The sequence below is a fragment of the Bordetella sp. N genome (genome assembly GCF_001433395.1).
Lineage (GTDB): Bacteria > Pseudomonadota > Gammaproteobacteria > Burkholderiales > Burkholderiaceae_B > Bordetella_C.
Window position 1 is genome coordinate 2,214,282 of sequence record NZ_CP013111.1, and the last position, 14,706, is coordinate 2,228,987.

General features: G+C 65.4%; 15 protein-coding genes. 12 read left to right on the forward strand and 3 right to left on the reverse strand.

All coding sequences use genetic code 11. From position 1 onward, the window contains the following. Positions 1-73: 73 nt before the first annotated feature. Positions 74-1,393 (reverse strand): bifunctional tetrahydrofolate synthase/dihydrofolate synthase, encoded by a 1,320-nt coding sequence (folC, locus tag ASB57_RS09515; protein ID WP_057652011.1) that lies wholly within the window; start codon positions 1,391-1,393, stop codon positions 74-76. Between the two features lie 251 nt (positions 1,394-1,644). Here folC and ASB57_RS09520 point away from each other — a divergent pair, with 251 nt between their 5' ends. The 7 genes from ASB57_RS09520 to ASB57_RS09550 all read left to right on the forward strand — a co-directional run bounded on the left by ASB57_RS09520 (position 1,645) and on the right by ASB57_RS09550 (position 7,209). Further along, positions 1,645-2,040, forward strand: coding sequence for a flagellar protein FlaG (locus tag ASB57_RS09520; protein WP_057652012.1), 396 nt, complete (start codon positions 1,645-1,647; stop codon positions 2,038-2,040). A 146-nt stretch (positions 2,041-2,186) separates the two neighbouring features. Further along, complete coding sequence (fliD, locus tag ASB57_RS09525; RefSeq protein WP_057652013.1) at positions 2,187-3,602, forward strand: flagellar filament capping protein FliD; 1,416 nt, start codon at positions 2,187-2,189, stop codon at positions 3,600-3,602. Between the two features lie 6 nt (positions 3,603-3,608). After that, a complete protein-coding gene (fliS, locus tag ASB57_RS09530; RefSeq protein ID WP_057652014.1) occupies positions 3,609-4,031 on the forward strand; it encodes a flagellar export chaperone FliS in 423 nt (140 codons plus the stop codon). A gap of 54 nt (positions 4,032-4,085) precedes the next feature. Beyond that, complete coding sequence (locus tag ASB57_RS09535) at positions 4,086-4,433, forward strand: flagellar protein FliT (RefSeq protein ID WP_057652015.1); 348 nt, start codon at positions 4,086-4,088, stop codon at positions 4,431-4,433. Next, the gene (locus tag ASB57_RS09540; RefSeq protein ID WP_057652016.1) at positions 4,430-5,851 is read left to right on the forward strand and encodes a flagellar hook-length control protein FliK; all 1,422 of its coding nucleotides are present in this window, start codon (positions 4,430-4,432) and stop codon (positions 5,849-5,851) included. Before ASB57_RS09535 ends, ASB57_RS09540 begins: the two co-directional genes overlap by 4 nt. Beyond that, positions 5,848-6,234 carry an EscU/YscU/HrcU family type III secretion system export apparatus switch protein gene (locus tag ASB57_RS09545; RefSeq protein WP_082621492.1) on the forward strand — a complete coding sequence of 129 codons (387 nt, stop codon included), beginning with the start codon at positions 5,848-5,850 and terminating at the stop codon, positions 6,232-6,234. Before ASB57_RS09540 ends, ASB57_RS09545 begins: the two co-directional genes overlap by 4 nt. Positions 6,235-6,279: 45 nt before the next feature. Then, positions 6,280-7,209, forward strand: coding sequence for a hypothetical protein (locus ASB57_RS09550; protein WP_057652017.1), 930 nt, complete (start codon positions 6,280-6,282; stop codon positions 7,207-7,209). Positions 7,210-7,381: 172 nt separating this feature from the next. Here ASB57_RS09550 and ASB57_RS09555 read toward each other — a convergent pair whose 3' ends face one another. Further along, a complete protein-coding gene (locus ASB57_RS09555) occupies positions 7,382-8,485 on the reverse strand; it encodes a bifunctional diguanylate cyclase/phosphodiesterase (protein ID WP_197425017.1) in 1,104 nt (367 codons plus the stop codon). Positions 8,486-8,633: 148 nt separating this feature from the next. Further along, positions 8,634-8,975, reverse strand: a complete 342-nt coding sequence (gene fliE, locus ASB57_RS09560) for a flagellar hook-basal body complex protein FliE (protein WP_057652019.1) — start codon at positions 8,973-8,975, stop codon at positions 8,634-8,636. A gap of 302 nt (positions 8,976-9,277) precedes the next feature. On the opposite strand from fliE, the gene fliF reads away from it, so the two are divergent. From fliF to fliJ, 5 genes are all read left to right on the forward strand, one after another. Next, positions 9,278-10,972, forward strand: a complete 1,695-nt coding sequence (fliF, locus tag ASB57_RS09565; RefSeq protein WP_057652020.1) for a flagellar basal-body MS-ring/collar protein FliF — start codon at positions 9,278-9,280, stop codon at positions 10,970-10,972. Further along, positions 10,962-11,969: a flagellar motor switch protein FliG gene (gene fliG / locus ASB57_RS09570; RefSeq protein ID WP_057652021.1), complete on the forward strand. Its 1,008-nt coding sequence runs from the start codon at positions 10,962-10,964 to the stop codon at positions 11,967-11,969. Before fliF ends, fliG begins: the two co-directional genes overlap by 11 nt. Further along, entirely contained in the window at positions 11,962-12,696 is a 735-nt protein-coding gene (fliH, locus tag ASB57_RS09575) for a flagellar assembly protein FliH (protein WP_057652022.1), read from the forward strand. Before fliG ends, fliH begins: the two co-directional genes overlap by 8 nt. A gap of 65 nt (positions 12,697-12,761) precedes the next feature. Then, the gene (gene fliI, locus ASB57_RS09580) at positions 12,762-14,189 is read left to right on the forward strand and encodes a flagellar protein export ATPase FliI (protein ID WP_057656044.1); all 1,428 of its coding nucleotides are present in this window, start codon (positions 12,762-12,764) and stop codon (positions 14,187-14,189) included. 1 nt (position 14,190) lies between these two features. Then, positions 14,191-14,640, forward strand: a complete 450-nt coding sequence (gene fliJ, locus ASB57_RS09585) for a flagellar export protein FliJ (RefSeq protein ID WP_057652023.1) — start codon at positions 14,191-14,193, stop codon at positions 14,638-14,640. Positions 14,641-14,706: the final 66 nt, after the last annotated feature.

A 14,706-nucleotide genomic window follows, 5' to 3' on the forward strand; every position in this document is an offset into this window, starting at 1 on the left:
CAGTCGGCGCGCACAGCGTGCGGAACTGAGGTGTATTTCGAGGCGACAAGGCTTTTTTCAAGGCTTTGCCGGACTAGGATTTCCGGCCCAGGGACTGAAGCACGGCAGCCACGGTCAGGAAGGATCCAAACACGACGATTCTATCACCCTCGCCTGCCCGGGCGCGCGCCTGGGCATAGGCTTCGACGGGGTCGGCGCAGGCTGAAACGCCGGCGGCTTCGTCACCCTTGGCGGGCGCGGGCAGCGCCGTGCGCACCTGCTCGGCCAAGGCGTCACCCGAACCGCCGCGCGGCCCCGGCAGGCCGGCGCAATACCAGTGATCGAAACGGCCCGCGAGCTTGGCCACCACACCGCCGACGTCCTTGTCGCCCAGCAGGCCGAACACGGCAAAGGTGTAGGGATGGAAACCCATGTTGTCGATGTTCTGCGCCAGCACGGCGGCGGCGTGCGGATTGTGGCCGACGTCCAGGATGACGGTGGGCTGGCCGGGCAGGATCTGGAAACGGCCCGGCAAGGTGGCCTGCAGCAGGCCCAGCCGCACGGCCTGTTGCGGCACCGGCAGGCGCTCGCGCAGGGATTCCAGGGCAGCCAGCGCCGCGGCGGCGTTGAGCAACTGGTTGGCGCCGCGCAGCGCGGGGTAGCCCAGGGCGCCGCGGCGCTGCTCGCGCCCGCCGTAATTCCACTGCTGGCGATCGCCGGAGTAGTTGTAGTCGCGGCCGAACAGCCACAGATCGGCGCCGATGGTGGCCGCATGATCCAGCAGTGATTGCGGCGGCACCGGGTCCGCGCAGATGGCCGGCCGGCCCGCGCGATAGATATGGGCTTTTTCGTAGCCTATCTTTTCCCGCGTATCGCCCAGCAGGTCCGTATGATCCAGGTCCACGCTGGTGACGATGGCGCAATCGGCATCGACGATATTGACCGTATCCAGACGGCCGCCCAGGCCGACTTCCAGCACCACCACATCCAGGCCCGCGCCGGGGAACGTGGCGAACAGCCGCAGGATGGCCAGCGTGGTGAATTCGAAATAGGTCAGCGACGTGTCGCCGCGCGCGGCTTCGACCGCCACGAACTGCTCAATCAGGGCCGCGTCGCTGGCGATCTCGCCATTGACCCGTGCGCGCTCGTTGAAATCGATCAGGTGGGGCGAGGTGTACAGCCCCACCTTGTAGCCGGCTGCCAGCAGGATGGCTTCCAGCATGGCACAGGTGGACCCCTTGCCGTTGGTGCCGCCGACGACGATCTTCACGCAATCCAGCGACAGGGCCATGCGTTCGGCCACTTCGCGGGAGCGCCCCAGGCCCAGCTCTATGGCCTTGGGATGCAGCGCTTCAAGATAAGCCAGCCATTGGGCCAGGGAACTGGAGGAATCCGGTTTGGAGATCGGCGACATGCGAGGCAGCAAATGGGGGACAGCAGAGAAGCCAGGAGGTGGCGCGAAACAGCGCGAAGACTCGAACGGCTGCAATAAAGAAGTCGTCGAAATCCAGCGCAGGCGGATTTTAGCAGCCATCAGCTTGGGAAAACCCCTAGTGTGTTGAAAAATGCCGCGATGCGTCCCCCCTAAAGTTCCGATTCAGTCTGCCGTTATGCAGACGGAAAACCAGATTAACGCGTCGACGACGCAGCGTAAGTGGAGTCTTTATGGCTGTCAGCCCTATCGGTACTTCGGCCCTGCCCGTGCAACACACCACGGCAGTACCCGCGCAAGTCCCCTCTCCTGTCGTTCCTGTCGACGCGAGCGTGTCGATCCTGCCCACCGGCGCCGCCGCCAAAAACGGCCAGTCGGATTCGTCCACGTCGGAACAGGGCGCCAGCAAATTGCCCATCGACAAGGCGCTCGACAAGCTCAATGAGCAGATGGAAGCCTGGTCCACGGAGATGTCGTTTTCCATCGACGAGGACACGCAGCGCGTGGTCGTCTCGATCAAGGACACGAAAAGTGGGGACACCATCAAGACCATCCCCAGCGAAACCGTGCTGCAGATCGCCAAGATGATTACCGATTTCCAGGGCTCCGCCATCAGGACAACCGCCTGAGCGCTCTACCGTAAGTCCGCCTGGGGCCAGCGCTTTTGCCGAAGCGGGCACGAAAGCCCCAAACAGGACCGAGTTATGCCCATTTCCCGGCGCATACGTCTTGCCCGGGATTTGCCAGAATATGCATCTAAAGAAGGATTCTCCGCATGGTCACCACTACCTCGACTTCCAGCAGCAGCACCGCCTCCGTATCCTCGTTGGGATCGGGCTCGAACCTGCCGCTGCAAGATATCCTGGACAGCCTGCAAGAGAATGCTGAGGTCGCGCTTACCAATATCCAGACCCAGCAAAGCGAAATCCAGAGCAAGATCACCGCCTACGGGACGATCCAGAGCGCGATCGAGTCGCTGCAGACAGCCGCCAAGGCCCTGACCAGCGCCGACACGTACAACGCGGCCAAGGCCGTGGTGACCGGTGAAGGCTTCACCGCCACGGCGAAATCCAGCGCCGTCTCCGCCAACTACAGCATCCAGGTCAATTCGCTGGCCACGTCCGAAACGCTGAGCACGGGCGCCTTCACCAGCCGCACGCTGGCCAACGGCACCGGCGGCACGCTGACCGTGACCCTGGCCGACGGCACCTCGGCTTCCGTCGACCTGAGCTCGGACACGTCGCTCAACGGCGTCGCCAGCGCGATCAACGGCAACAGCAAGCTGGGCATCAAGGCGTCCATCATCAGCGACGGCAGCGGCAACAGCTACCTGATGCTGACGTCCAGCACGACCGGCACCAAGGCGGCGGTGTCCAGCCTGAGCGTGGCCGGCAACACCACCCTGGCGGGCCAGCTGAACTACGGCGCCGGCGCGACCGGCTCCACCGTGACGCGCGTGGGCGACGCCGCGACCGATGCCTCGATCACGGTCAACGGCATTACGGTCACCAGCCCCACCAACACGGTCGACTCGGCCATCGACGGCGTCACCTTGACCCTGAGCAAGGTGACCACCGCTCCCGATTCGCTGCGCATCACCACCGACACGACGGCCCAGGCCACCGCGATCCAGTCTTTCGTCACGGCCTACAACACCGTGGCGTCGCTGATCTCCACCGCCACCGCGTTCGACACGACCACCGACACCGGTTCCGTCCTGACCGGCGACAGCACCATTCGCACCATCCAGACCGCGCTGGCGCAAGCCCTGCGCGTGACCAACACCGGCGGCACCATCGCCTCGCTGGCCGACCTGGGCATCACCACGGATACGGACGCGAAGAACGGCACGCTGAAGATCGACGTCAACAAGATGACCGAGGCGCTGGTCAACAACCCGGACGACGTCAAGAACCTGTTGTTCGGCACCAGCGGCCTGGGCACCAAGTTCACCAACGCGACCACGACGATGCTGCAAACCGGCGGCACGCTCGACAACCGCACGGATGGCCTGCAAACCACCTACGACACGCTGCAGGACAACTACGACAGCACCAAGACGCGTATCGACGCCGATATCGCCACCTTGCGCGCCAAGTTCGTGGCCCTGGACGCCTTTGTCGCGCAGATGAACAGCACCAGCAGCTACCTGACCCAGCAATTCGAAGCGCTGAGCAACTCGAAATCCTAATACATCATGGCTTACGCATCCCGGCGCCCCGACGCAACCTATTCGGTCAGTTCCTACAAGGACGTGGGTCTGGAGACCCAGGTCCTCAGCGCCTCGCCCGAACGGCTCATTTCGCTGCTATATAGCGGCGCGCGGGTTGCCATCGGCAAGGCCAAACACCACCTGGAAGAAGGCAATGTCGCCGAGCGCGGCAAGGCCATCAACCATGCCATGCGCCTGGTGGACGAAGGCCTGAAGCAAGCACTGGCCAATCCCCAGGAAGACAAGCTGGCCGCCAATCTCGATTCCCTTTACGACTACATCCTGCGTCAACTGGTCACCTCGAACATCAAGGGTGACGTGGCGGGCCTGGACGAGGCCGACCGCCTGCTGGCCGATCTGCAAGAAGCCTGGCAGACCTCGGTCGACCGCCCGGCCGCTGCCGTTTAAGTTGTTTTATTCACAATAGTAAGAATTACGCCGCCGACCGGCACAAGGTCTCTTATGACTTCGCATTCCCCGCAAATACTGGAGCTTTATCGGGAAATCGTTTCCGTGACAGCCTCGATGCTCAACGCGGCGAAAACGGAAGACTGGAACAGCGTGCTCAGCCACGGACAAGCGTATTGCGAAGTCGTGGAGCGCATCCGCCACATCGGCACCGTCGAGCCTCTCGACGATGACGAACGCCGCCAGAAGCATGACATGCTGGTTCAGATCCTCGAAAACGATGCACACACGCGAGATCTGGCCATGCCCGAACTCGCCCGCATGAGCGACCTGCTGGGCCGCATGAAGCGTCAACAAGGCGCCCTGCGCGCCTACGGTGGCCTCAAGGCGCGCGCCGTATGAGCATCGGTCCCACCGCGCTCAGTTCGCTGCTGGTTCAGCGACTGGACGCAGTCCTTGGCACCCAGCTGGCTCAGCAGGGCAAGGACACCACGCGCCAGGACGCCGTCAACCCGCCGGGCACGGCGGTCAATGTCGGCGCGGGTGGGGACGACGCGGTTGCCCAGCAAGGCCCGCAGAACAAGGCCATCCAGGATATCGTCGACAAGGCGGAACTGACGGCCGCGACACGCGCGCGTTTTCTCAGCGCCGACATCACCGGATCCGCCCCCACCATCCTGGGGCAGACCGCTCGTACCATCCTGACCCTGCTGGCGCAGTATCCCGATACCGCCCCGGCCCTTGCCGGCAAGACGCCGCTGTGGGCCGAGGGTGAAGCCGCGGGCGAAACGCCCTCCGACAGCCAACCCGACGCCGCGGCGACCCGCGGTCAGACACCGGCCGCCGGCGCGCCAGGCAGCGATGCCGCCGCCCGCGGCGCCGCTGCTGCCCTGGCGAGCCAGACCGGTCAGGCTGCCGGCGCACAGGCCAAGGCCGACGCGCACGCCCAGGCCACGACGGCCGCCCTTGCCGCCGAGACCGGCGCTGATGCTGCGGCCGATGGCGCCGCCGACGGCGCCAACCCGGCCGCCAGCCGCGCCCGCCTGGCCGATTCCGCATTGGCGGCCATGGCGGCACGCGCGCCCGCGCTGCCCGGCGCCGGCCCGCAACCTGCGCAATTGGCCCAGGCGCTCAAGCAGACCCTGCAACAGAGCGGCCTGTTCTACGAATCGCACCTGGCCGACATGGCGTTCGGCCAGCGCGACGCCGCCGAACTGGCGCGCGAACCGCAAGCCCGTTTGAATCCCGACGTCATGCCGCGCATCAATCCGGCTGGCGAAAATCGCTCGCTGCTGGCCGACAATTTGCGCTTCGGCCTGCCGACCACGTCGGCCCCGATGACCCTGCAGGCCGACGGCCAGCCCACCCATGGCACCGCGGTGACCTGGTCCGGCTCGCAGCCGGGCACGGCGCCGTCGACCCCGCCCGGCATCCATCCGGATGCGGCGCTGGTCGTGCGCCAACAGCTTGAAGTCTTCGCCAACCAGACCCTGGCGTGGGAAGGCTCGGCCTGGCAAGGCGCGCCGATGTGGTGGGAAGTGCGCCGCGAACAGGACGACTCCATCCCCGGCGGCAACCCCGTCGAAGCCGGCCAGAGCTGGGCCACGCGCGTGGTGCTGAACCTGCCGCGACTGGGCACGGTGGAAGTCCGCATGAACCTGGCCGGCGATCAGCTGGTCATGAATATCGTGGCGCCCGAAAGCGACGCTGAAATCTCCCAGGCGGGCAGCGTACTGCGGCAACGCATGCACGCCGCCGGCCTGACCCTGTCCGACCTGACAGTGGCCGCGCACGCGCCGGCCCTCGAGGAATTGTTTTGAACGCCGCCAGCAAGCAGCAGGACGCCGGCGCCGATCGCCAGGTCGCCGTCGCCCTGTCCTACAACGATGTGGACGCCGCGCCACGGATCGTCGCCAAGGGCTACGGCACGTTGGCCGACACCATCATCCGCACGGCAAAAGACAACGGCCTTTACGTACACCAATCGCCCGAGCTGGTGGGCCTGCTGATGCAGGTCAACCTGGACGCGCAGATCCCGCCCCAGCTGTACGTCGCGGTGGCGGAATTATTGGCATGGCTCTATCGGGTCGAGTCCGGCGGCGCCGAAGCCGCCAAGGAAGCCCTGCTCAACGCCCGGTCCCAACGCACGGCTGGCGCGCCAGGAACGCCCGATTTGCCTCAGAATATGCAAGTCCCGCGTTAACGCCCCCCCTCCCCGCCTTCCGCCGGCGCAAAAATCACACGCACCATGAGCCCCAAAGAGTCCGATCCCGATTTTCTGCTGACGCGGCCGGAAGAAATCCGCTCCGCCCTGTTCGAGTTGACCCATCCGGAATGCCAGATCCTCGTGCGCGACGCCGCCGATCGCGAAATGGCGGTGGTGGTGCTGGGCGCGGACAAGCAGACCCGCCACTTCTTCTGGCGTCCGCGCGATTACGCCGGCGCCGATTTCGAAAAGAGCGACGCGCATGGCCTGCGCGCGGGCAGCGTGCTGCAATTCCACGCCAACGGCTATGGCGGCGTGCAGATTCATTTCCGCGTCCCGCGCCCTGAAGTGGTGCGCTTCGACGACGGCAGCGCCGCGCTGGTGTCGCCCTACCCTGAACGCCTGTCGCGCATCCAGCGCCGCAAGATGTTCCGCGCGTCCATCGGGGGCAACAACGTGCGCTGTGGCGGGCACTGGCGGCCGACCGCCGGCGCCAAGCCCATCGTCCTCACGCTGCGGGATATTTCCGTGGACGGCGTGGGACTGCGCATCAACCGCGCTGTCGCTGATCTGCCTGGGCCGGGCTCCAAGATGGAAGATGTCTATCTGGACTTCGGCGACTTCGGCAATATCACCACCGATCTGGAAATCCGCACGCTGATTCCGCTGGCGGGCCAACCGTTGCAACCCACGGCCGAGGAAGAGGCCGCGCAGGCGGAAGCCGCGGGTGTTGCGGCGGGTGCGCAGGGCGCCCCTGGCGTAGCTGGTGTTGCCGCCGCTGGCGCAGCTCCGGCTGCTGCCGCCACGCCTGTGCGCGTGGCTCCGGCAAATATTGCCGGGCGCGGCGGCAAGAAGGGCGAAGATCCCCTTACGCACATCGGTGCGGCGTTCCTGATCCTGGACGGACGCCAGGAAACCTGGCTGCAGCAAGTGGTCTGGCGCCTGGAGAAGGCCCGCACGATGGCGAATTGACCGGACGCTACACGCAAACAAAAAGGGCGACTCACCAAGGGTCGCCCTTTTTGTTGATGCGATACGCACCGGCCTGCCGAAAGAACCCAGAGATCGCGGACACCGCGGAGCCGGGCCCCCGGTCCGCTGGTGTCGCCCCCTGGGGGGCCGCGCTCCGCGCGGTACGGGGGGCCTATTCAGCTGCGCCCGGGTTTTCGGCCCAAGACAGAACCCGGTGATCCGCCATGCCTTCCTGCGTCAACGCCGGGAAATAGGTCGACGCGATTTCTTCCGGCGGCATGGGCTTGCCAAGCAGCCAGCCCTGCACGCGATGGCATTGCAAGGCGTTCAGAATCGCGAATTGCCCTTCGGTCTCCACGCCTTCCGCGACGATCTCGCGATTCAGGCGGCGCGACAGCTCCACGATGGTGCCGACGATAGCCTGCGCGCTGGAGTCGCTTTCCAGGTTGCGCACGAAGGACCGGTCGATCTTGATGGTGTCGAAAGGCAGTTGGCGCAGATAACCCAGGCTGGAATAACCCGTGCCGAAATCGTCGATGGCGATACGCACGCCGGCGCGTCGCAATTCCGCCAGGCGGGATATCTCTCCGCCTTCCGCCGCCACCAGCACGCCTTCGGTGATTTCCAGCTCCAGCCGCTCGGCCGACAAGCCGGTGCGATCCAGCGCGCCACGTACTTCGCGCACCAGATGAATCTTCTCCAGTTGCACCGGCGACAGATTGACCGACAGATACCAGGGCTCGGGCCAGGTCGCCGCTTCGGCGCAGGCCGTTTCCAGGACCCAGGCGCCCAAGGGCACGATCAGCTCGGTCTGCTCCGCGAGCGGAATGAACTGCATGGGCGCGACCAGGCCGCGAATCGGATGATTCCAGCGCAATAGCGCTTCGAAGCCCATCACGCTACGCGTCTCGGCACTATAGATAGGCTGATAGTGGACGTAGAGCTGGCCAGCTTCCTGCATGGCCTGGCGCAAGTCGTCTTCCAGGGCCTCGGCGTCTTCCACCTGGGAAAGGCCAAGCACGCTCTGGCCGCTGCGCGTAATGCGCACCGTCCGCAGGATCGCTTCCGAGCGCACCAACTGGATAGCCAGAAACAGCAATATGCCGGTAGGAACCAGCACGATGAGCGTAAGCAGTATCCAATGAAAACCGGCTATGGTCGCGGTCCCGGTATCCCATAGATACCAGGCCGGCAAAAGGCACAAGGCCACCACAATCGCTACGCCGCCACCGCCGCCGAGCACTCCCCGCGCACGTCGGGAAATGAACCACGTCATCAGCATAGCGACGCCAATTATCTCGAATTGGATTACGGCTACGACCAGCAATGTAAGAGTGTCAAGCATCGCACACCGTAAACGGCGATAACGGAATTAGTCCGAAGCGTGCCGCACCGCCTGGATTCTTGCACAGAATTGGCAAGTATCACACCGATATGGACGAGATTTCCTTGTACGCCGCCACCAGGCGGTTGCGCACTTGAACCGCGGTCTGGAAACCGATATTCGCTTTTTGCAGGTCGATCATTACGTCATTCAGTGAAATATTGGGCGCACCCAACTCATAGGCACTGGCCTGCGCCTTCGCCGACATTTGTGCCGACGACACGCGCTCCAGTGAAGCCTTGAGCTCGGTTGCGAAACTTCCAGCGGCCGGATTCGACGCCGTGCTGGCTGCGCTCGCAGTCATACCGCCTTCGGCGGCACGCACTGCCGCGCGCATCTGCGTCAGCATGGTTTCGATGCCAGTCATTCCGGATACTGCCATGGCAAGATTTCCTTATTGTCAGGGACGCTTATGAATGCTCGCAAGACTAACGCCTCAGGCTGTCGCGCATAGCCGACAAATGACGGCAAAAATCCCGATATTTCGCCAGCTTGACCCACAGCGTATCCACAGGCGACCGCATAGAAAACAAATAGAACCAAAAATGCGGTTTTTTCGGCATTTGGGCTTGGCGGGACCCCGGCCATAATCCACGCTCCCAGACCAGAAGCACGTTGCATGTGTAACTTGCCAAACTTCAGCTATCCCCGACACTCGCGCCTTTCGGCGAGCGGGGGCTTCCGATGAATCAGCAGGCAACTCTTACTTCCTCCCTCATGGCCCGATTCCCCGTGCTGGAACGGCTGCGCGCGATTCCTAAACCCGCGCTGATCGGCGCCATCGCCGCGGTCGCGGCTCTGGTGGTCGCCGCGACCATGTGGAGCAAGGATCCAAACTACAAAGTGCTGTTCTCCAATCTGGATGACCGCGACGGGGGTGCCATCGTGGCGTCCCTGAACCAGATGAACGTGCCCTATCGTTTCAACGATGGCGGCACGGCCTTGCTGGTACCCCAGGAAAAGGTCTACGACACGCGTCTGCAGCTGGCCGCGCAAGGCCTGCCCCGCGGCGGTTCGGTCGGCTTCGAGCTCCTGGACAACAATCGCTTTGGCGCCAGCCAGTTCACCGAACAGATCAATTACCAGCGCGCCCTCGAAGGCGAACTGGCGCGGTCGATCGAAGCGGTCAATTCCGTGCAACATGCCCGCGTGCACCTGGCCATCCCGCGCCAGACGCTGTTCGTGCGCGACCGCCAGGCGCCCACTGCGTCGGTGCTGCTCAATCTTTACCCAGGCCGCAGCCTGGGCGATGGCCAGGTTTCTTCCATCGCCTGGCTGGTTGCGTCGAGCGTGCCCGAGCTGACCGTCAATAATGTGTCGATTGTCGATCAGAACGGCCGCCTGCTGTCGCAGCCCGCCGGCGAAGGCCGCGGCATGGACGCGGATCAGCTGCGCTATACCCGCGAAACGGAACAGCGCACGGTCGAGCGCATCCTGTCCATCCTCAATCCGCTGGTCGGCCCGGGTAATGTGCACGCCCAGGCCAGCGCGGACATGGATTTCGCGCGCCGCGAGGAAACCCAGGAAACGTACCGTCCCAACCAGGATCCCGGCCAGGCTGCGATCCGCAGCAAGCAGACCAGCGATGCGCAGCAAAATGGCGGTCTGTCCGCGCAAGGCGTGCCGGGTGCGCTGACCAACCAGCCGCCGGCCGGCCCCACCGCGCCCATCGTCAATCAGCAGCAACAACAACAGCAGCAGCGCCCGGGCCAGCCTGGCCAGCCCAATCAGCAGCAAGGGCAAGGCGCGAACGGCGCCAATGGCGCCGGCACTGCCACGCAGACCCAGGGTCCCAGCAGCGTACGCAACGACGCCACCACCAACTACGAACTCGACCGCACCATCAGCCACATCAAGGCACCGGTGGGCGCGCTCAAGCGCATGTCGGTGGCCGTGGTCATCAACTACCTGCCTAATAAGGAGGGCGACCCCAAGGCCATGGACGCGGCCGAGCTGAACAAGCTCACCACCCTGGTCAAGGAAGCCATGGGCTACTCCGAAGCGCGCGGCGATTCGCTGAATGTGGTCAACAGCCAGTTCAACGACGTCGAGCCGACCATCCCGATGTGGAAGGATCCGGACAACATCGCCATGGCCAAGACCGCCCTGGGCTGGTTGTTGATCGCGATCGCCGCGCTGTGGGTCTGGCGCTCCCTGCTCCGCCCGATGTACGACCGCTACATGCGTCCGCCCGAGATCGACCCCGAAGTGGCCGAACTGGAACGCCAGGAGGCCTTGCGCGAAGCCCAGGATGTGGCCCGCGCCAAGGAAATGGACCGCTTCGACGAAAACATGCGGCGCGCCCGCGAGATGGCTACCAAGGATCCGCGCGCCGTCGCCATGGTCCTGCGTACCTGGATGAACAAAGATGGCAAATGAGACCCCCATTGACGGCATGACTCGCGCTGCCGTCCTGATGATGTCGCTGGGCGAGGACGCCGCCGCCGAAGTCTTCAAATACCTGACCGCGCGCGAAGTGCAGCAGGTCGGCGGTGCGATGGCCAGTCTCAAGCAGGTCACCCGCGAAGACGTGGCGACGGTGCTGGAAGAATTCCGCCAGGAATCGGACCAGTTCATCGCCGTCACCCTGGGCTCGGACGACTACATCCGTTCCGTGCTGACCAAGGCACTGGGCAGCGATCGCGCCGCGGGCCTGATCGAGGACATCCTGGAAGCCGGCGAAGGCGGCAGCGGCATCGACGCCCTGAACTGGCTGGATCCGCACACCGTGGCGGAACTGATCGGCGACGAACATCCGCAGATCATCGCCACCATCCTGGTCCACCTGGAACGCGACCGCGCCTCGTCGGTGCTCGCACGCCTGGGCGAGCGCCTGCGCAACGACGTCATGCTGCGTATCGCCACCTTCGGCGGCGTGCAGCCGACCGCGCTGGCCGAGCTGACCGAAACGCTGAATGCGGTCCTGGCCGGCCAGGGCGCCAAGCGCAGCAAGATGGGCGGGGTACGGACCGCGGCCGAGATTCTCAACATGATGAATTCGGCCGACGAGGAAAGCGTCGTCAACAGCCTGCGCGAACGCGACGCCGACCTGGCGCAGAAGATCGTCGACGAAATGTTCGTCTTCGACAACCTGCTCGAAGTCGAAGACCGCGGCATCCAGCTCATCCTCAAGGAAGTCGACAACGACACCCTCATGGTTGCCCTCAAGGGCGCCGTCGAGGAACTGCGCGACAAGTTCCTGCGCAATATGTCCAGCCGCGCCGCCGAAATGCTGCGCGAGGACCTGGAGGCGCAAGGCCCGATCCGCATGTCCAAGGTGGAAGGCGAGCAGAAGAAGATCCTGCAGATCGCCCGCCGCCTGGCCGAGAGCGGCCAGATCGTCCTGGGCGGCCAGGGGGACGACGAGTATGTCTGATTACGAGGCCCGCAAGGCGTCCAGCGCCCATGCCGACGCATGGCGCCGCTGGCGCATGGCTTCGTTCGAGGAACAGGATGCGCGCGACGCCGAACCCGTCGTCGTCGACACCGGTCCCGATCCCGCCGTGGTGCGCGAGGAAAGCCGGCGCCAGGGCAAGCAGCAAGGGCTGGCCGAAGGCCGCTCGGAAGGCTACGACCTGGGCGTGGCGGAAGGCCGCGCGCGCGGCTACGACGAAGGCCTGACCGAAGGCCGCGCGGCCGGCTATAAGGAAGGCCTGGAAGAAGCGCGCCAGCAAGGCGCCGCCGAAGCCGCCCGCCTGCGCACGGTGGCCGAGGCCACCGCCGCGTCGCTGACCGTGCTGGAAGAGAAAACCGGACAATCCCTGCTGACGCTGGCGCTCGACATCGCGCGCCAGGTCCTGCGCAGCACCCTCGCCACCGACCCAGAGGCCATGTTGCCCGCGGTGCGCGAAGTGCTGCACATGAATCCGGGCGCGCACGCGCCTTTGCGCCTGTGGCTGCATCCGGACGATCTGGAGCTGGTGCGCCTGCACCTGGCCGAAGATCTGAAGCTGGGCCATTGGCGCGCCCTGGCCGACGAATCGATCACGCGTGGCGGCTGCCGCGCCGAAACCTCCTTCGGCGATATCGACGCCACGTTGCAGACGCGCTGGCGCCGCGTCGCGGCCTCGCTGGGCCGCGACATGCCGCTGGAGGAAGAATAATGGCCACCGCCCAGCCGGCCGACGCGCAGGGCCTGGCCGCCGACGGCGCCATCAAGCCCGCGCCCATGCCGCCGGTCGCCGACCGCTGGGCGATACAGTTGCAGATCGGTTCGGTACGCGCCACCACCACCGACCCGTGGCTGGCCGTGGGCCGCATCACCCGCGCCACCGGCATGGTGCTGCAGGCCACCGGCCTGCGCCTGCCCGTGGGCGCCGCCTGCCGGATTGAAATCGCCCCCGGCCACGACCATTACGCCGAGGCGGAAGTGGTCGGCTTCGACGGCCACACCCTCTATTTGATGCCGCAGGCCGATATTTCCGGCCTGCCGCCCGGCGCCCGCGTGATGCCGGGCGACCCGCCCCTGCAACGGACCATTCCGCTGCCGCGCAAAGCCATCCTCAACGGCAACGCGAAACCGGCCCTGGGCCGCCACCTGCCGGTGGGCAACGCCCTGCTCGGCCGCGTGCTGGATGGCGCGGGCCGGCCGCTGGACGACCTGGGCCCGCTCACCGGCGCTGAAGCCGCGCCGCTGGCCGCCCTGCCGATCAACCCGCTGTCGCGCGCGCCCATCGACACGGTGCTGGACGTCGGCGTGCGCGCCATCAACGGCCTACTCACCGTGGGCCGGGGCCAGCGCATGGGCCTGTTCGCGGGCTCCGGCGTGGGTAAGAGCGTGCTGCTGGGAATGATGGCGCGCTATACCAAGGCCGACGTCATCGTGGTAGGCCTGATCGGCGAACGGGGCCGCGAAGTCAAGGAATTCATCGAGCACAACCTGGGCCCCGAAGGTCTGGCGCGCTCCGTCGTAGTGGCGGCGCCGGCCGACGTGTCGCCCCTGCTGCGCCTGCAAGGCGCGGCTTACGCCACCCGCATCGCCGAGCATTTCCGTGACCAGGGCCTGGATGTCCTGCTGATCATGGATTCGCTGACCCGCTACGCCATGGCCCAGCGCGAAATCGCCCTGGCTATCGGCGAACCGCCGGCGACCAAGGGCTATCCGCCGTCGGTCTTCGCCAAGCTGCCGGCCCTGGTGGAACGGGCCGGCATGGGTTCGCCCGGTCCCAACGGCAAGGCGGGCTCGATCACCGGTTTCTATACCGTGCTGGCCGAAGGCGACGATCAGCAAGACCCGATCGCCGACTCGGCACGCGCCATCCTGGACGGCCACGTGGTGCTGTCACGGTCGCTGGCCGAGGCCGGCCACTACCCCGCGATCGACATCGAAGCCTCGATTTCGCGCGCCATGAACTCGCTGATCACGGTCGAGCAGTTCGCCATGGTGCGCCGCTTCAAGCAGGTGCTGTCGCGCTACCAGCGCAACCGCGACCTGATCGCCGTGGGCGCCTACGCGCCCGGCCATGACCTGGCACTGGACGACGCCATCGCGCGCTACCCACGCCTGGAAGCCTTCTTGCAGCAAAACGTCGGCGACAGCGTCAACTACGACATCGCCATCAAGCAATTGCAGGCCACTTTCGGCCCGGGAGCCTGACATGCCCAGTAAATTGCCATTGGACACCTTGATCGGCCTGGCCAAGGACAATACCGACGAAGCGGCACGCCAGTTGGGACGCCTGCATGCCGCGCGCAACGACGCCGAGCGCCAGCTGGCGATGCTGCAGGATTACCGCCAGGACTACCTGCAACGCCTGCAGCGCGCCATGCTTAGCGGCATGTCAGCGTCGGATTGCCACAATTATCAGCGCTTTATCGGCACTTTGGATGACGCCATCGGGCAGCAAAATGCTGTCTTGAACCAAGCTGAGAATCATCTCGCTCAAGGCAAGCTGCGCTGGCAGGAAGAGAAACGCAAGTTGAACTCCTTCGACGCCCTGGCCCAACGCGCCGCCTCCGTGGAAGCACGCGCCGAAGCCCGCCGCGAGCAGCGCGCCAGCGATGAGTATTCCGCCCGCCTGTTTCGATCACACGCCGGCGCGCACTAAGCCGGCACCGTGCCGGACGGCCCGCCGCCCAGCGCCCCGCAACACCGCAAGCCCGCATCAAGTAGC